Below are 16,477 nucleotides of genomic sequence, written 5' to 3'. Positions count from 1 at the left end.
CGTCCCGGGAAGGCTAAGGAGGCGGTGTGCGCGGTCGCATCGCTCCACGGTGCCGTCGTGGCGTCACCCCGTGGAGGGATCAGAGGGTGGGCTCGACCAGCCCCGCGTCGTAGGCGAAGATCACGGCCTGGACGCGATCGCGGACGCCGAGCTTCGCCAGCACCTTGCCGACGTGCGTCTTCACGGTCTGCTCCGAGATGAACAGCTCCGCGGCGATCTCGGCGTTGGAGCGCCCACGGCCGATGAGGGTGAGCACCTCGCGCTCGCGCTCGGTGAGCTCGCGCAGAGCCGCGCCGGCGCGCCCGGCACGGGGCCGGCGAGCAGCGAAGTGCTCGATCATGCGCCGGGTCACGCTCGGTGCGAGCAGCGCGTCCCCCGCGGCGACGACGCGCACGGCGTGCACGAGGTCCTCCGGGAGGGCATCCTTCAGGAGGAAACCGCTCGCACCCGCCTCGAGGGCGTCGTACACGTAGTCGTCGATGTCGAACGTGGTCAGCATCAGGATCCGCGGGACGTGGGCGGCGGGGTAGTCCGGACCCAGGATCCGTCGCGTCGCGGCGATGCCGTCGAGTTCGGGCATCCGCACGTCCATCAGCACGACATCGGGGTCGAGACGCGCCGACAGCGTCACCGCCTCCCTCCCGTCTGCGGCCTGACCGACGACGCGGATGTCGTCCTGCGCGTCGAGGAGGGCGGCGAATCCCGCCCGCACCATGGCCTGGTCATCCGCGATGAGAACACTGATGGTCACGCTGCGCCTCCTGGCGTCGGGTCGGGCGGGAGCGGGGCGAGGGGGAGCGCGGCGCGCACGGTCCACCCGCCGTCGGCGTCGGCGCTCGCGCTCACGGTGCCGCCGACGAGCGTCGCGCGCTCGCGCATGCCGAGGAGGCCGTGTCCTCGCGGGGTGGAGGCGTCGGGGCTCGGGGCCTCGCTCGACGGGGCGTTGCGGACCCGGAGGCGCAGGGTGGCGGCATCCGCCTCCACCGTCAGCTCGATCGGTGCCTGCGGGGCATGCCGCACCGCGTTGCTCAGCGCCTCCTGCACGATGCGGAAGGCGGCGATGTCCACTGCGCCCGGCACCGACTCCGGTACCGGGGTGAGCGCGGCCTCGATCTCGGCGCCGGCGCGTCGCAGCGCCTGCACGAGATCCGGGATGTCGCGCAGCCCCTGCTGCGGCGCGAGGTCGGCCTGCTGATCCTCGGTGCGGAGCACCCCCAGGAGCCGCCGCATCTCGGTGAGCCCTTCGCGCGCCGTCCGGGCGATCTCGTCGAACTCCTGCACCGCTTCGCCCGGCAGCCCCGGTACGCGGTACCGGGCCGTCGACGCCTGCACCTGGATGAGCGACATGCCGTGCGCGACGACGTCGTGCAGCTCGCGGGCGATGCGCGTGCGCTCCTCGACGAGGACGCGCCGCGACTGCTCGAGGGCGGTCAGCTCGCGCTCCCGGGTGAGCTCGGCGCCCACGCGCAGACGGCTGGCCGCGAGCACAGCGACCAGCAGGGCGGCGCCCGACACCGACGTGACGATGACGAGATTCACGATCCCCGCCACCACCGGCACCCTTGCCGCCAGCGCGATGACGACCGCGAGGGTGCCCCCGATGCCGAGGAGCCAGGCGACCAGAGCGACCCGCCAGCCGTGCAGGATCGCGAGCACGCCGACGACGAGGATGAAGGCGAGCATCGCCGGCACGGACCACGGCCACGGCCATGTCGTCGCGGGCTCGCCGACGGGCAGGGGCAGGGCGACGGCCGCCACGGTGGACATCGCGATCGACCAGCGCGGAAACCGCACGGCCAGGAGCGGGGCGGAGCACAGCATCGCCCCGAAAAGGAAGGCGAGGGGCGCCGGCTGGAGGTACAGCGCGCTGTGTACGGGCACGAGCACGGAGAACAGCGCGACCGCCGCGAGTGCCAGTGCGCCGAAGGCGATCGCCTCGGTGCTCGGCCTGCGCCGCATCCGGGACCCGGATGTCACGAGGGAGGAGGTGTCGCGCACGATGTCATCCTGTCAGTCGTCGACGTTCACGCGGATGCCGCGACCCGACGTGCGCGCACCGTGAGCAGCCGGTCCACGAGCAGCCCGATGCCCACGGCGAGCACGACGCCGAGCGTCGCGCTCAGCAGCGGCTGATCCTTCAGCCAGGCCCCGGCGAGCAGCCCGATGGTGATGCTGTAGGCGGCCCAGCACAGTCCCGCCGCCGCGCTGAGCAGCGCGAACCGCCGCCACGGGTAGGCGAGCGCGCCGGCGGAGAGGTTGACGGCCACGCGTCCCACCGGAATGAAGCGCGCGCCGAGGATGAGCCCGGCGCCCCGGCGGTCGAGCGCGGCGCCCGCCCAGGCGAGCGCTGCGGCGACGCGGGGCCGCCGCATCCACGCGAACCTCGCGCTGCCCGTGCGCCGCCCGATGGCGAACGCGATGTTGTCGCCGACCGCTGCTCCCGCGGCAGCGACGAGACCCAGCACGACCAGATCAGGACGGCCGGTGGATGCTGCCACCGCCGCCGACGCGACCAGCACCGTCTCGCTCGGCACGGGCGGGAAGAACCCGTCGATCACCGCGACGGCGAACATCGCCAGGTACAGCCACGGGGAGGCGACGGCCTGCAGCACGAGGTCGGAGATGACATCCACTCGGGCACGGTATGCGCGCGGTGTCGCCCGGGGCATCCCTCTGCGGTATCGACCGGGTCCCTCTGCGGAGGTATTCCGGCGAACGCCGACGCAGGCGGCCCCGTATACTGGGAGGCTGGCCGTTCGGCCACCTCCCCATCTCCATCGACGGATCGGACTTCCGCTGTGCTCGCCGTGCACGACCTCGAGATCCGCGTGGGCGCCCGCGTGCTCATGTCGGACGTCTCCTTCCGCGTCTCCGACGGCGACAAGATCGGTCTCGTCGGCCGCAACGGCGCCGGCAAGACGACGCTGACCAAGGTCCTCGCGGGCGATCTCATCCCCGCGGACGGCAAGGTCGAGCGCTCGGGCGAACTGGGCTACCTGCCTCAGGATCCTCGCTCGGGCGACCCCGAGATGCTGGCCCGCACGCGCATCCTCGATGCCCGCGGCCTCGGCTCGCTCGCGATCGGCATGCACGAGGCATCCCTCGCGATGGGCGACGACGACGAGACGGTCGCCGCGAAGGCGATGCGCAAGTACGCGAACCTCACCGAGCGCTTCGAGGCGCTCGGCGGCTACGCGGCCGAGGCCGAGGCGGCGTCCATCGCCCACAACCTCTCGCTGCCGGACCGCATCCTCGACCAGCCGCTCAAGACCCTGTCGGGTGGTCAGCGCCGCCGGATCGAGCTCGCGCGCATCCTGTTCTCGGACGCGCAGACGATGATCCTCGACGAGCCGACGAACCACCTCGACGCCGACAGCGTCGTGTGGCTGCGCGAGTTCCTCAAGGGCTACAAGGGCGGGCTCATCGTGATCTCGCACGATGTCGAGCTCGTCGGCGAGACGGTCAACCGCGTCTTCTACCTCGACGCGAACCGCCAGGTCATCGACGTCTACAACATGAACTGGAAGAACTACCTGCGCCAGCGGGTGGCCGACGAGGAGCGCCGCAAGAAGGAGCGCGCCAACGTCGAGAAGAAGGCCACCGTCCTGCAGCAGCAGGCGGCCCGGTTCGGCGCCAAGGCATCGAAGGCCGCCGCGGCCCACCAGATGGTGGCGCGCGCCGAGAAGATGCTCGCGGGCCTCGACGAAGTGCGCCAGGAGGAGCGCGTCGCGAAGCTGCGGTTCCCGAAGCCGGCGCCCTGCGGCAAGACGCCGCTCATGGCCTCGGGTCTCTCCAAGTCCTATGGCTCGCTCGAGATCTTCACCGACGTCGACCTCGCGATCGACCGCGGCTCGAAGGTCGTCATCCTCGGCCTCAACGGTGCCGGAAAGACGACGCTGCTGCGCATCCTCGCCGGGGTCGACCAGCCCGACACCGGGCAGCTCGAGCCCGGCCACGGCCTCAAGATCGGCTACTACGCCCAGGAGCACGAGAACCTCGACGTGTCGCGTTCGGTGCTCGAGAACATGATGTCGGCAGCGCCCGACATCACCGCTACCGACGCCCGCAAGGTGCTCGGCTCGTTCCTGTTCACCGGCGACGACGTGCTGAAGCCCGCCGGCGTGCTGTCCGGCGGCGAGAAGACGCGCCTGTCGCTGGCGACCCTCGTCGTGTCGTCGGCGAACATGCTGCTGCTCGACGAGCCCACGAACAACCTCGACCCCGCGTCGCGCGAGGAGATCCTCGGCGCGCTCGCCCACTACGAGGGTGCGGTCGTGCTCGTGTCCCACGACGAGGGTGCGGTCGAGGCGCTCAACCCCGAGCGGGTGCTCATCCTCCCCGACGGCGTCGAAGACATCTGGGGCCGCGACTACGCGGACCTGGTCACCCTCGCGTAGCCCGACAGCGAGCAGTCGGGCTCAGCGGCCGGCTGCGTCGAGCAGCGCGTCCTCGTCTTCGGCGTCGCGGTCGCGGCGACGGCGCGGTGCCGGCGGCGCGGGAGCCGAGGCATCCGTTCCGCCTTCCTCCGACGCGGCGTCCTCCGCATCCTCGCGACGGTGCCGGCGCTCGGTGCGGATGACGTAGCCGATGAAGACGAAGCCCATCACCGCGAACAGGATCCACTGGATCGCGTACGAGAGGTGAGGCCCGGGGTCGTCCGACGGGGGCTCGAGGGCGCTGGGCGCGGTCGCCGGTGCCGGGTCCTCCGACACCATGACGCCGTAGGCGCTCTGCTCGAGGGCCTCGCCGGCGGCGGGCGAGATCGTGTCGGCGACGAGGCGGAGGTTGATCGTCGGGACCTGTCCCTCGGGCGCCGAGCGACCCGACGACGGCAGGGCCTCGCCCGGACGCAGACGAACGATCACGGTCGCCTCGCCGGACGGGGGAGCGGGGATCGCGTCGGGGACGGGCTGGTCCTGGCCCGGCGGCACCCACCCGCGGTCGACCAGCAGCACGCGGCCGTCGTCGAGGCGGAAGGGCACGAGCACCTCGAAGGCCGAGGTTCCGCCGTGCGGGCGGTTGCGCACCAGAAGCTGTTCGTCGGTCAGGTACGTGCCGGTCAGGGTCACCGGGTGCCATTCGTCACCGGGCGAGAAATCGCCGTCGGCGGGGAGGAGCTCGGTCAGCGGCACCGGGACGGCGTCGTAGTTCTCGGCGACGAGCGCGAGCTGTCCGGAGCGCTCCTGGTTGCGCGTGAACTGCCAGTTCGACAGGAAGGCGCACGCGATCGCGAACACCACAGCGAGGGCGATGTAGATCGCCCAGCGGCCCGCGCGGGGGAGGTTCTGCATGCTCACGGAGCGGGGGCTCATCGGGCGGCCTCCGTCGGGGCGAGCGGGGCGACTGTCACCGGGAAGTCGCGTGCGGTGAGGAACTCGCGGAGGTATCCCACGTGCTCGTCGCACGCCACCCAGGTCTTGCGGCGGTCCTCGGCGTGGATGCGCGGATTGCGCCAGTCGATGCGCCAGAGCGCGGCGGCGCGGCACCCTGCGCGCGAGCAGACCGCGTCGGCGACCTGGTCGGGTCCGGCGTCGCTCATGCGGTCGGGTCCGCCTCGTCGGTGGGCTTCTCGTCCGTGCGCTTGTCATCCGCCGGGATCGCCCGGGTCTCCTCGACGCGGATCACCGGGGTTCCGGTTGCAGCGGTCGTGGGTGCGGCGGGAAGCGCGGGCTCGGGATCCTCGCGGCGGTTGCGCCGTGCCTCCTGGCCGACGTTCGCGGAGACGACGGCGATGTACGGCAGGAAGATCGCCGCGGCGCCGAAGACCCACGTGTACCAGCCGTAGGGCGTGATGACCACCATGAGGATGAAGCACGCGACGCGGATGCCCATCGTGATCAGGTAGCGGGTCGAGCGCGCGTCGACGTCGTCGCGCGGGGAACGCGGCAGGGATGTCGCCGACGGGGCGTGGCTCGAACTCTTCACGGTACTTCCAGGGTACGCCGGTTGCACCGCGTGATCGCCCCGGGAACGGGTCCCGGGGCGAGCGGATTCAGGAGTACGTGCCGTACTGCTGGTACACCGACGCGAAGAACGCGAAGAACGCGATCGCGGCGATGATGCCGATGATCGTGAGGCCCAGGCCGACCCAGCCGACGATTGTGCCGGCCAGCGCCATACCGCGCCCCTGCTCGCCGCTCGTCTTGAGCTGGTTGAGCGACATGTGGCCCGTGATGACACCCACGATCGAGCCGATGAACGGGAGGATCACGAAGCTCGAGATCGACGCGATGAGCGACACGATCGCGAGGGTGTTGGTCTTGGCCGGGGCGCCGTAGCCGTAGCCGGGGGCAGCGCCGTACGCGGGAGCGGAGCCGTAGGCGGGCGCCGCGCCATACGCGGGAGCGCTGCCGTACGCAGGAGCGGCGGGCGCGCCGTAGGCGGGCGGGGGATACGCCCCCTGAGCGGGCGGCGGGTAGGCGCCCGGAGCGGGCTGGGCGGGCTGATCCGCCGCCGGAGCGGGCGGAACCGGCGGGTACGAGCCCGGCTCCGGTGCGGGGTTCTGCGGGGTGTTGTCGCTCACGGGGCGGCCTTTCTTCGATGTCTGGGACCAGAGTCCCAGCGCCGCGGCGGGGGTGTCAAACACGCCGGCCGATCGGGGCGCCGCCGGTAGGCTGGTGCGGATCCGCCACAACCCCCGGGAGTGCCACCATGTCCACCGATCGCGTCGTCCTCGTCACCGGCGGAAACCGCGGCATCGGCCGCGCCATCGCGGAGCGCTTCGTCGCCGAGGGCTACAAGGTCGCCGTCACCGCGCGCTCCGGTGAGGGTCCCGAGGGCACCCTCACCGTGCGGGCGGATGTGACGGATGCCGCAGCCGTCGACGCCGCCTTCACCGAGGTCGAGAACACGCTGGGCCCGGTCGAGATCGTGGTCGCGAACGCCGGCATCACGAAGGACACCCTCCTGCTGCGCATGACCGAGGACGACTTCGACAGCGTCGTCTCGACCAACCTCGGCGGCGCCTTCCGCGTCGTCAAGCGCGCCTCCAAGGGGATGCTGCGCGCCCGCTGGGGCCGCGTCGTGCTGATCTCGAGCGTCGTCGGGCTGTACGGCTCGGCCGGTCAGATCAACTACGCCGCCTCGAAGAGCGCCCTCGTCGGGTTCGCGCGCTCGCTCACCCGCGAGCTCGGCGCTCGCGGGATCACGGCGAACGTCGTGGCTCCCGGATTCATCGAGACCGACATGACGGCCGAGCTCTCGGACGACACGCAGGCCGAGTACAAGAAGAACATCCCCGCCGGGCGCTTCGCGTCGGCCGACGAGGTGGCCGGCGTCGTGACGTGGATCGCCTCGGACGACGCGGCCTACATCTCCGGCGCCGTGATCCCGGTCGACGGCGGCCTCGGCATGGGGCACTGACCGCCGCACCGCGCGTGACGTCGGCGTTCTCAGCCGATCGCCTGCAGGATCGCCTCGGCGACGGCGCCCGGCCGTGAGAACTGCGGCCAGTGGCCCGTCGGGTCTCCGGGGGAGCCGAGCTCGATGATGTCGAGGTGCTCGAGGGCGGCGAGCTCGGTCGCCCAGGGCGGTGCCGCCGCGATGATCTCGCGGATCTGCGCCTCCGGCACGGTGCCGGTGATCATCGTCGCCGGAACGGCGCGCCGTCGCTCATCGGTGAGCCGGATCGGATCGGTGGGCACCCGCTCGGGCACCGACTTCGCGCGCGCCGCCGCCTCCGCCCGCGTCTGCGGGTCGAGGTCGGCGATGTCGAGCTCGTCGAAGAAGTCCCAGCCGGGGAACGGGATGACCCCGTCGACGACCGGGAACTCGGAGATGGAGCCGCCGTCGCCGGGCGGGAAGGTGTCGAGGAAGACGACCCGGGCGACGCGGTCGGGCCGCGCATCGACGGCGCCGTAAGCGACGTTGCCTCCGCCCGAATGACCGACGAGGACGACGGGACCGTCGAGGCGATCGATCTGCGCGACCGTCGCCGCGATCCAGTCGGCGATGCCGATGCCCGCGGACTCCGTTCCGGAGGCGCCGACCCCCGGCATGGTGAGCGCGTGCGTGCGGTGGCCGGCGGCTTCGAGCGCGGGGTCGACGTCGCCCCACGACGACGCGTCGAGCCACAGCCCGGGGACGAGGATGATGTGCATGCTTCGACGCTACCGACGGCGCCCGACATCGGAACAGCCCCGCACGCGGCCGTGCGGTGCGACTAAGGCAGCAGCGGGATGACCTCGGCGAGGTCGACCGGACCGACGACCAGGTCGGCGCGTTCGCGCACCGCGGGCTTCGCGTTGAAGGCGACGCCGAGACCGGCGACGGCCATCATCTCGAGGTCGTTGGCGCCGTCGCCGATCGCGAGGGTGCGGGTGAGTGGCACGCCGCGCTCGTCGGCCCATTCGCGGAGGGCGGCGGCCTTGCCCGCAGCATCCACGATCCCGCCGTCCACGGTGCCGCTCAGCACGCCGTCCCGCGTCGCGAGCCGGTTGGCGCGCCACACGTCCACCCCGAGGCCGGGGGCGACGGTGTCGAGGATCTCGTGGAATCCGCCCGACACCACGCCCACGGCGCCGCCGCGCTGGTGCACGGCCGCGATCAGCTCGCGGACGCCCGGCGTGGGCTCGATGCGCGCCAGCACACGCGCGAACGCCGCGACCGGCACCCCTTCGAGGGCCTCGACGCGGGAGCGCAGGCTGGTCGCGAAATCGACCTCGCCGCGCATCGCGGCCTCCGTCGCCGCCGCGACCTCGGCGCCGCGTCCGGCCTCGTCGGCGATCAGCTCGATGACCTCGTTGCGGATGAGCGTGGAGTCGGCGTCGAGCACGACGAGGAAGCGGGCGGGCGCGGCAGGCATGCTCCCACGCTAGCCGGACCGGATGCCGCTTCCCGCCGTGTGTCAGCGCTCGACGCGGAACCCCTTGCCGACGACGGTGATGCCGCTGTCGGTGATCGTGAAGCCGCGCGCGAGATCCTTGTCGCGGTCGACGCCGACCGTGGCGCCGTCCTCGAGCACCACGTTCTTGTCGAGGATCGCGCGGTGCACGCGCGCGCCCGCACCGACGTGGACGTGGTCGAACAGCACCGAGTCGGTGATCGTCGACCCGCCGCCGGCGAGCGTCCACGGACCCACCACGCTGCGCTCGAGGTGCGTGCCCGACAGCACCGACCCGAGCGACACGATCGAGTCGATCGCGTTGCCGATGCGGCCGACGGAATCGCGCACGAACTTCGCGGGCGGGGAGTTGACCGCCTGCGAGTGGATCGGCCAGTCCATGTTGTACAGGTTGAACACCGGCAGCGTCGAGATGAGATCGCGGTGCGCGTCGAAGAACGAGTCGATGGTTCCCACATCGCGCCAGTAGTAGCGGTCGCGGTCGGTCGAACCCGGCACGTCGTTGCGGTTCATGTCGTAGACGCCGGCCTCGCCGCGGTCCACGAAGTAGGGGATGATGTCGCCGCCCATGTCGTGGTTCGACGTCGGCAGCTCCCCGTCGGACTCGACGGCCTCGATGAGCGCGTCGGTGTCGAAGATGTAGTTGCCCATCGAGGCGAGCACCTGGTTGGGTGCATCGGCCAGGCCCACCGCGTTCTGCGGCTTCTCGAGGAACTCGCGGATGCGCACCGGGTCCTCGGGGTCGACGTCGATCACACCGAACTGATTCGCTAGCGAGATCGGCTGACGGATGCCGGCGACCGTGGCGCGCGCACCTGATTCGATGTGGGCGGCGAGCATCTGCCGGAAGTCCATGCGGTAGACGTGATCGGCGCCGATCACGACGACGATGTCGGGCTGCTCGTCGTTGATGAGGTTGAGGCTCTGCAGGATGGCGTCCGCCGATCCCGAGAACCAGCGCTTGCCCAGGCGCTGCTGCGCGGGCACCGAGGTGACGTAGGAGTCCAGGAGCGCGGACATCCGCCACGTCTGCGAGATGTGACGGTCGAGGCTGTGGGACTTGTACTGCGTCAGCACCACGATCTGCCTCAGGCCCGAGTTGATCAGGTTCGAGATCGCGAAGTCGATGAGCCGGTACTGGCCTCCGAACGGGACGGCGGGCTTTGCGCGATCCGCGGTCAACGGCATCAGCCGCTTCCCTTCGCCGCCGGCGAGGATGATTCCGAAGACCTTGGGGGCTGCTGGCATGGCACCACCCTAGGGCCGGTGGGAGATTACGGGTACCCGCTACACGCGGACGTTTCCGTGTATTAGGTTTCGTGCCATGCGCGTCGACATCGTGACCAAGGAGTACCCGCCCGAGATCTACGGGGGCGCCGGTGTCCACGTGACCGAACTGGTGAAGGCGCTCCGCTCGAGCATCGACGTGCGGGTGCGCGCGTTCGGCGCGGAGCGCGACGAGGAAGGCACCACGTCCTACGGCGTGCCGGCCGAGCTGTCTGCCGCCAACGCCGCGGTGCAGACGCTCGGCACGGATCTCGAGATCGTGACGGATGTCGCGGGCGCCGACGTTGTGCACAGTCACACCTGGTACGCGAACTTCGCCGGGCACCTCGCATCTCTGCTGCACGGCATCCCGCACATCGTGACCGCCCACAGCCTCGAGCCGCTGCGCCCGTGGAAGGCCGAGCAGCTCGGCGGCGGGTACGCCGTCTCGAGCTGGATCGAGAAGTCGGCGTACGAGAGCGCCGCGGCCATCGTCGCGGTGAGCAACGGCATGCGCGAAGACATCCTGCGCAGCTACCCGGCACTCGACCCCGAGCGCGTGCGCGTGATCTACAACGGCATCGACGTCGAGGCGTGGCACCCCGTCGAGGACCCTGCTCTGCTCGCGGAGCTCGGGATCGACCCGGCGAAGCCGTCCGTCGTCTTCGTCGGCCGCATCACGCGGCAGAAGGGCCTGCCGTACTTCCTCCGCGCCGCCGAGCGCCTCCCCGCCGACGTGCAGGTGATCCTGGCCGCCGGCGCCCCCGACACCCCGCAGATCATGGCCGAGGTCGAAGGTCTCGTCCGCGGGCTGCAGGAGACCCGCGAGGGTGTGGTGTGGCTGGATCGGATGCTGTCGCGCCACGAGCTGTGCACGATCCTGAGCGCGGCGACCACCTTCGTCTGCCCGTCGGTCTACGAGCCGCTCGGCATCGTGAACCTCGAGGCGATGGCCTGCGGCGCCGCCGTCGTCGGGACGGCCACCGGCGGCATCCCGGAGGTCGTCGTCGACGGTGTCACGGGTCGCCTCGTGCCCATCGAGCAGGTGCAGGACGGCACGGGCACCCCGACCGACCCGGAGCAGTACGTGGCGGATCTCGCGCGCGTGCTCACCGAGGTCGTGAGCGACCCGGAGCGTGCGCGCGAGTACGGCGCCGCCGGACGCACGCGCGCGACCGAGGACTTCAGCTGGCAGCGCATCGCCGACCAGACGGCCGCCCTGTACGCGGAGGTGGTCTCCGGCGGCCGATAGGCTGTCAGCATGCCCCAGGTGCTCGAGTTCTCCGACGTCGTCGTCCGCCGAAACGCCCGGAACATCGTCGACCACCTGAACTGGACGATCAACGACGACGAGCGCTGGGTGGTCCTCGGACCCAACGGCGCCGGCAAGACCACCGTGCTCCAGATGGCCGACACGCTGCTGCACCCCACCTCGGGCGTCGTCACCATCCTCGGCGAGCGTCTCGGCCGCACCGACGTCTTCGAACTGCGGCCCCGGATCGGGTTCGCCTCGTCCGCGATGGCGCGTCGCGTGCCGCCGGAGGAGACCGTGCTCAACGTCGTCCTGACGGCGGCGTACTCGGTGCTCGGCCGCTGGCGCGAGGACTACGAGGACATCGACGAGCGCCGTGCGCTGCGCGTGCTGGCGGAGTGGAAGCTCGACCACCTCGCCGACCGCACCTTCGGCACCCTCAGCGACGGCGAGCAGAAGCGCGTGCAGATCGCCCGTGCCGTCATGACCGACCCCGAGCTGCTGCTCCTCGACGAGCCGACCGCCAGCCTCGACCTGGGCGCGCGCGAAGAGCTGCTGATCCTGCTCGGCGGCTACGCACAGGCGCCCACGACGCCGGCGATGATCATGGTCACGCACCACGTCGAGGAGATCCCCATCGGATTCACCCACGTGCTGCTGCTGCGCGACGGCCAGGCCGTGGCATCCGGTCCGATCCGCGAGACCCTCACCGCCGAGGCGCTCACCGACACGTTCGGCGTGCCGATCAGCCTCAGCGAGGAGGGCGGCCGCTACGCGGCACGCGCCGCGCACTGAGCCCCGAGAACGGCCGGTTCGGCGTCCGCGCCGGAGACTGGTAGAATCTCTTTGGTGCATTCGCACCCCAGACTTTGACCGCCCTGGCAAAATCCAGGGCACCATCCTCAAAGGACCATCATGAAGACTGACCTCCACCCGGACTACCAGGCCGTCGTGTTCCGTGACCTCGGCTCGGGCGAGACGTTCCTCACCCGCTCGACGGTGACCAGCGACAAGACGATCGAGCTCGACGGCGTCGAGTACCCCGTCATCGACGTCGAGATCTCGTCGGCCTCGCACCCGTTCTACACGGGCAAGCAGCGCATCATGGACTCGGCCGGTCGTGTCGAGAAGTTCAACCAGCGCTTCAAGAACTTCGGCGGCTCCAAGTAAGCAGTCACCCGGAAGACCCCGCTTCGGCGGGGTCTTCCGCGTTTGCGGGACGTGCGGGCGACGCCGGTCAGCGGATCGGCCAGCGACCGTCCAGTCGGTCGTCGGGATCGATCCTGCCGATGCGGATGAAGTACTCGGTCAGGCTCTCCGCCTGGGCCCGGGCCCAGCCGATCTGGCGCGTGTGCAGCTCGTGCACCGTGTCGGGCAGCCACGGCGCGAACCGCTCGGCGAGCGCCTGCGCGACGCGGCCGGCAGCGACCGCGTCGGCCGATGCCTCGTGCGCGGCATCCAGTCTCACTGCGTAGTGCGCCGCGACGACCTCCAGCGTGCGCTTGCCCTTGCGCCACCGGTCGTACGCCTTGTCGACCACGAGGGGATCGATCACGGGAGACGGGTCCTCGATCGGCGCGATGCCGTGACGCAGCGACTCGTACTTGAGCAGCGAGAAGTCGAACGGCGCGTTGTACGCGACGACGGGGATGCCGGCATCGAGGAGGGCTCGGACGGCCGTGACCAGCTCCGCGATCACCTCGGCGGCCGGTCGGCCGTTCGCGCGGGCGTGCTCCGTGGAGATGCCGTGGATCGCGCTCGCGCCCTCGGGGATTTCGACGCCGGGATCGGCCAGCCAGTCGCGGGCGCGGACGACGCGGCCCGAGGCGTCCAGCAGGCCCACGTGGGCCGTCACGATGCGATCGCCGGTGACGTCGATGCCGGTGGTCTCGAGATCGAACACCCCGACCATGCGCACCCAGTCCGGCACATCCCACAGCGGCAGCTGTTCGGGATGTGCGCGGCTCATGCCGTTCACGGTATGCGTCGCCTCCGACATCCCCGGGCAGGCGCTCCGCGCACAGCCGGGACCCGGGGGAGTCCTCGTAGACTCGACGGGTGACAGCGCCCAACCCGTACGCCCCGCTCCTCGACGTGATCCCGGTCGAGCGGCGCGAGGCCGCCGTGCTCGGCGGCACGACGGCGTTCTGGGTCTACGGTCCCGCCGACGCCGAGGTGACGATCGTCGCGGTGCACGGCTTCCGCGGCGAGCACCACGGTCTCGAGCCCGTCGTCGCGCACCTGCCGAGCGTGCGCGTGATCTCGCCCGACCTTCCCGGCTTCGGCGAGACGGCGCCTGTCCCCGGCCGCACCCACGACCTCGACCTCTACGCCGAGTGGCTCCGCGAGTTCGCTGCGGTCGTCGCCCCGGGGGCCGTGATCCTCGGGCACTCGTTCGGCTCGATCGTCGTCGCGGCGGCTGTCGCCGGAGGCCTCGAGACGCCGCGGGTGATCCTCGTCAACCCGATCGGCGCCCCGGCACTGGAGGGCCCGCGAGGCATCCTCACGAGGCTGGCGGTCTTCTACTACTGGGCAGGCGCGAAGCTGCCGAAGCGGCTCGGCGAGGCCCTCCTGCGCAACGGGCTCATCGTGCGGGTGATGAGCGTCTCGATGGCGAAGACCAAGGACTCCGGCATCCGTCGATTCGTGCACGATCAGCACGACACGTACTTCTCACGCTTCGCCGACCGCGACGTGCTGCACGACGCCTTCGTGGCGTCCGTGTCGAACGACGTGCGCGCGTTCGCACCGCGCATCGCCCAGCCCACGCTGCTGGTCGCCGCGGTGAGGGACGACATCACGCCCATCGAAGCCGAGCGCAAGCTCGTGAAGATGTTCCCGGACGCGGAACTGGTGGAGATCCCCGACGTCGGGCACCTCATCCACTACGAGACGCCGGCGGCGGCCGCCGACGCGATCACGCGGTTTCTCGCGCCTTCCGACGCCGGTACGCGTTGACGTTCATGCGGTTGCCGCAGTTGCCGGTGTCGCAGTAGCGCTTGGACCCGTTCTTCGAATAGTCGATGTAGACGGAGTCGCAGTCGTCGGCGTCGCAGATGCGGATGCGCCCGTACTCGTCGGAGCGGATCACGTCCACGAACGCCATGGCGGCCTCGACCATCATGCGCGTCGCGAGAGGTGACTCGTCGGACGTCGCGTGGATGTGCCAGTCGTAGTCGTCGTGGATGACGAGGCGGGGGAGAGCCTCGCCGTCCGCGAGCATCGTGTTCACGAGCGGCACAGCACCGCCACGGTCCACCTCCCAGAGCTGCCGGAGCCGCGCGCGCACCGTTCGCACGGCGTCGAGGGTCTCGGCATCGCGATGGATCGTCCCCGTGTAGGGCTGCCGCACGAGGAACGCGTCGAGGTCGTCGAGCGTCTGCAGGGTGTCTTCGTCGTCGAAGCCGGGGAGTGTGTTGACGAGGTCGACGACCATCATCAGCGTCCTCCGTGTGTCATGAATGAAAACCACGTTGACTCCTGACATACCGTTCCGCTACTGTCACCAGTGTAAGCAGTCTTCACCCCTGACAGCCGGATGCCGCCCATGACCGTCTCGACCGCGTCCCTTCCCGTCATCGCCCCGAGCGCGGCCTTCCGCGCGAACGCGCGAATGCGCACCAGCGGGCTCGTCATGGGCGTCGCCTCGGCACTCGCGTTCTCGTCGAGCGGTCCCTTCGTGAAGCCCCTGCTCGAGGCCGGCTGGTCGCTCGGAGCGGCGCTGCTGGTTCGCATGGGAGTCGCGGGCCTCGTGCTCTCGCCGGCGCTGTTCCTGGCGATCATGCGGCAGCGCGGCTTCCTCCGGCGGCACTGGCGGCTCATCGTCGGCTTCGGCTTGATGCCGGTGCTGGGCTGTCAGCTCTTCTTCTTCTCGGCGATGCAGCGCATGCCGGTGGCCGTGGCGCTGCTGATCCAGTACCTCGCGCCGGTCATGCTCGTCGTCGCGGTGTGGGTGCGCACGCGCAAAGCGCCGTCGGCGCTCGTGCTGTGGGGCTCGGCGGTCGCGATGGTCGGTCTGGTGCTCGTCGTCGACATCTCGGGCGCCTCGTTCGACCTGATCGGGACGCTCCTGGCCCTCGCCGCCGCGGTGTGCGTGTGCGCGTACTTCGTGATCTCGGAGCGGGCCGGTGACGACCTGCCGCCGCTCGCGCTGGCCGCCAGCGGCCTGCTGACCGGTGCGATCGTCATGGGCGTGCTGTGCCTCACCGGCATCATGCCCTTCCAGGCGCCGGCCGTCGATGTGGTGCTCGCAGGCGTGGCGGTGCCGTGGTGGATGCCGCTGTTCTGGGTGGCCGCGATCGCGACGACGTTGGGCTACGCGCTGGGCGTGATGGCGGTCCCGCGCATCGGCTCGCGGGTCGCCTCGTTCGTCGGGCTCTCGGAGGTGCTGTTCGCCCTCATGTTCGCGTGGATCTTCCTCGCCGAGGTGCCCGCACCCGTCCAGTTCGTCGGAGGGTCGCTGATCCTCGTCGGCGTGGTCCTCGTGCGCGCAGACGCGTCGTCGACCGGGAACCCGAAGGGCGCCGCGGCTACGACTCCCGTCGTGCCAGCTCCATGAGCGGCGTCACGCGATGGGCGATGACCTCGCCCATCACGAGCGACGTCTCGGTGCGCTCGACACCCTCGATCGCGAGGATGCGGGCGTCGGTGTCGAAGAGGTGCTGGGTGTCGCGGCACGCGACCCGCACCAGCAGATCCACCTGACCGGACAACCCGTGCGCCTGCACGACCTCCGGGACGCGGGCGAGTTCGACGGCGATGCGGGGCAGGTCGGCCTGACGCACGATGACGCTGATGAACGCCTCGATCGGGAACCCGAGCGAGGCGGATGAGATGGCTCGCTCGTACGACAGGAAGACGCCCGCCTTCTCCAGGCGCGACATGCGCGCCTGGACGGTGTTGCGAGAGAGGCCGAGTCGTTCGGCGAGTGCGACGACGGTCGCGCGCGGGTCGGCGGAGAGCGCTGCCAGCAGCTCCAGGTCGACGTGATCGAGGGCACTCATAGTGCGAAACGTTAGCACGCCTTTTGTGGGCGTGAGTTGTCAACATGCTCAAGAAGTCCTCGAATGCTTGAGCGAGGTGCGATGCGGACGTACCGTTGAAGCAGCCGGCGAAGT

Annotated in this window: 20 protein-coding genes; 7 read left to right on the top strand and 13 right to left on the bottom strand. The window is 70.7% G+C overall.

Annotated elements, in window-relative coordinates:
• Positions 1-79 precede the first annotated feature (79 nt).
• The 3 genes from ACFVSU_RS03555 to ACFVSU_RS03545 are packed head-to-tail and all read right to left on the bottom strand — an operon-like array spanning position 80 to position 2,633.
• Positions 80-751, bottom strand: coding sequence for a response regulator (locus ACFVSU_RS03555; RefSeq protein WP_387138102.1), 672 nt, complete (start codon positions 749-751; stop codon positions 80-82).
• Positions 748-1,998: a histidine kinase gene (locus ACFVSU_RS03550; RefSeq protein ID WP_387138099.1), complete on the bottom strand. Its 1,251-nt coding sequence runs from the start codon at positions 1,996-1,998 to the stop codon at positions 748-750. The genes ACFVSU_RS03555 and ACFVSU_RS03550 overlap by 4 nt, the downstream gene beginning before the upstream one ends.
• 26 nt (positions 1,999-2,024) lie before the next feature.
• Entirely contained in the window at positions 2,025-2,633 is a 609-nt protein-coding gene (locus ACFVSU_RS03545) for a DedA family protein (RefSeq protein ID WP_387138096.1), read from the bottom strand.
• Positions 2,634-2,798: 165 nt separating this feature from the next.
• Between ACFVSU_RS03545 and ACFVSU_RS03540 the strand changes: the two genes are divergently transcribed.
• The gene (locus ACFVSU_RS03540) at positions 2,799-4,397 is read left to right on the top strand and encodes an ABC-F family ATP-binding cassette domain-containing protein (protein ID WP_387138093.1); all 1,599 of its coding nucleotides are present in this window, start codon (positions 2,799-2,801) and stop codon (positions 4,395-4,397) included.
• A 21-nt stretch (positions 4,398-4,418) separates the two neighbouring features.
• Here the strand turns inward: ACFVSU_RS03540 and ACFVSU_RS03535 are convergent, their stop codons facing one another.
• From ACFVSU_RS03535 to ACFVSU_RS03520, 4 genes are all read right to left on the bottom strand, one after another.
• Positions 4,419-5,312, bottom strand: a complete 894-nt coding sequence (locus ACFVSU_RS03535; RefSeq protein WP_387138089.1) for an SURF1 family protein — start codon at positions 5,310-5,312, stop codon at positions 4,419-4,421.
• Positions 5,309-5,539: a hypothetical protein gene (locus ACFVSU_RS03530; protein WP_387138086.1), complete on the bottom strand. Its 231-nt coding sequence runs from the start codon at positions 5,537-5,539 to the stop codon at positions 5,309-5,311. The genes ACFVSU_RS03535 and ACFVSU_RS03530 overlap by 4 nt, the downstream gene beginning before the upstream one ends.
• On the bottom strand, positions 5,536-5,925 hold the full coding sequence (locus tag ACFVSU_RS03525; RefSeq protein ID WP_387138083.1) for a DUF3099 domain-containing protein: 390 nt from the start codon (positions 5,923-5,925) through the stop codon (positions 5,536-5,538). The genes ACFVSU_RS03530 and ACFVSU_RS03525 overlap by 4 nt, the downstream gene beginning before the upstream one ends.
• Positions 5,926-5,992: 67 nt before the next feature.
• Positions 5,993-6,523 (bottom strand): DUF4190 domain-containing protein, encoded by a 531-nt coding sequence (locus ACFVSU_RS03520; protein WP_387138079.1) that lies wholly within the window; start codon positions 6,521-6,523, stop codon positions 5,993-5,995.
• Between the two features lie 128 nt (positions 6,524-6,651).
• Here ACFVSU_RS03520 and fabG point away from each other — a divergent pair, with 128 nt between their 5' ends.
• The gene (gene fabG, locus ACFVSU_RS03515; protein ID WP_387138076.1) at positions 6,652-7,362 is read left to right on the top strand and encodes a 3-oxoacyl-ACP reductase FabG; all 711 of its coding nucleotides are present in this window, start codon (positions 6,652-6,654) and stop codon (positions 7,360-7,362) included.
• A 29-nt stretch (positions 7,363-7,391) separates the two neighbouring features.
• On the opposite strand, the gene ACFVSU_RS03510 is transcribed toward fabG, so the two are convergent.
• The 3 genes from ACFVSU_RS03510 to ACFVSU_RS03500 form a co-directional block, all read right to left on the bottom strand.
• A complete protein-coding gene (locus ACFVSU_RS03510) occupies positions 7,392-8,099 on the bottom strand; it encodes an alpha/beta fold hydrolase (RefSeq protein WP_387138073.1) in 708 nt (235 codons plus the stop codon).
• A gap of 62 nt (positions 8,100-8,161) precedes the next feature.
• Positions 8,162-8,803, bottom strand: coding sequence for a phosphoserine phosphatase SerB (gene serB / locus ACFVSU_RS03505; RefSeq protein ID WP_387138069.1), 642 nt, complete (start codon positions 8,801-8,803; stop codon positions 8,162-8,164).
• Positions 8,804-8,845: 42 nt separating this feature from the next.
• Positions 8,846-10,090 (bottom strand): glucose-1-phosphate adenylyltransferase, encoded by a 1,245-nt coding sequence (locus ACFVSU_RS03500; protein WP_387138066.1) that lies wholly within the window; start codon positions 10,088-10,090, stop codon positions 8,846-8,848.
• Positions 10,091-10,166: 76 nt separating this feature from the next.
• On the opposite strand from ACFVSU_RS03500, the gene glgA reads away from it, so the two are divergent.
• The 3 genes from glgA to ACFVSU_RS03485 all read left to right on the top strand — a co-directional run bounded on the left by glgA (position 10,167) and on the right by ACFVSU_RS03485 (position 12,530).
• Positions 10,167-11,360, top strand: coding sequence for a glycogen synthase (gene glgA / locus ACFVSU_RS03495; RefSeq protein WP_387138063.1), 1,194 nt, complete (start codon positions 10,167-10,169; stop codon positions 11,358-11,360).
• 9 nt (positions 11,361-11,369) lie between these two features.
• Positions 11,370-12,155 carry an ABC transporter ATP-binding protein gene (locus ACFVSU_RS03490; protein WP_387138059.1) on the top strand — a complete coding sequence of 262 codons (786 nt, stop codon included), beginning with the start codon at positions 11,370-11,372 and terminating at the stop codon, positions 12,153-12,155.
• 120 nt (positions 12,156-12,275) lie between these two features.
• On the top strand, positions 12,276-12,530 hold the full coding sequence (locus tag ACFVSU_RS03485; RefSeq protein WP_045302322.1) for a type B 50S ribosomal protein L31: 255 nt from the start codon (positions 12,276-12,278) through the stop codon (positions 12,528-12,530).
• 67 nt (positions 12,531-12,597) lie between these two features.
• On the opposite strand, the gene ACFVSU_RS03480 is transcribed toward ACFVSU_RS03485, so the two are convergent.
• The gene (locus ACFVSU_RS03480) at positions 12,598-13,329 is read right to left on the bottom strand and encodes a 3'-5' exonuclease (protein ID WP_387138055.1); all 732 of its coding nucleotides are present in this window, start codon (positions 13,327-13,329) and stop codon (positions 12,598-12,600) included.
• 89 nt (positions 13,330-13,418) lie between these two features.
• On the opposite strand from ACFVSU_RS03480, the gene ACFVSU_RS03475 reads away from it, so the two are divergent.
• Positions 13,419-14,318 (top strand): alpha/beta fold hydrolase, encoded by a 900-nt coding sequence (locus ACFVSU_RS03475; protein WP_387138051.1) that lies wholly within the window; start codon positions 13,419-13,421, stop codon positions 14,316-14,318.
• On the opposite strand, the gene ACFVSU_RS03470 is transcribed toward ACFVSU_RS03475, so the two are convergent.
• Positions 14,278-14,832 carry a CGNR zinc finger domain-containing protein gene (locus ACFVSU_RS03470; RefSeq protein WP_387138048.1) on the bottom strand — a complete coding sequence of 185 codons (555 nt, stop codon included), beginning with the start codon at positions 14,830-14,832 and terminating at the stop codon, positions 14,278-14,280. The two genes, ACFVSU_RS03475 and ACFVSU_RS03470, sit on opposite strands and share 41 nt — an antisense overlap.
• A 75-nt stretch (positions 14,833-14,907) precedes the next feature.
• On the opposite strand from ACFVSU_RS03470, the gene ACFVSU_RS03465 reads away from it, so the two are divergent.
• Positions 14,908-15,918: a DMT family transporter gene (locus ACFVSU_RS03465; RefSeq protein ID WP_387138045.1), complete on the top strand. Its 1,011-nt coding sequence runs from the start codon at positions 14,908-14,910 to the stop codon at positions 15,916-15,918.
• Here the strand turns inward: ACFVSU_RS03465 and ACFVSU_RS03460 are convergent.
• Positions 15,890-16,363 (bottom strand): Lrp/AsnC family transcriptional regulator, encoded by a 474-nt coding sequence (locus ACFVSU_RS03460; protein ID WP_045302332.1) that lies wholly within the window; start codon positions 16,361-16,363, stop codon positions 15,890-15,892. The genes ACFVSU_RS03465 and ACFVSU_RS03460 overlap by 29 nt on opposite strands.
• Between the last annotated feature and the right edge of the window lie 114 nt (positions 16,364-16,477).

It is taken from the genome of Microbacterium sp. NPDC058062 (genome assembly GCF_042885375.1).
Classification (GTDB): domain Bacteria; phylum Actinomycetota; class Actinomycetes; order Actinomycetales; family Microbacteriaceae; genus Microbacterium; species Microbacterium trichothecenolyticum_C.
The sequence above is the reverse complement of the archived record's forward strand: the minus strand, read 5'-3'. Positions and strand labels throughout refer to the sequence as shown.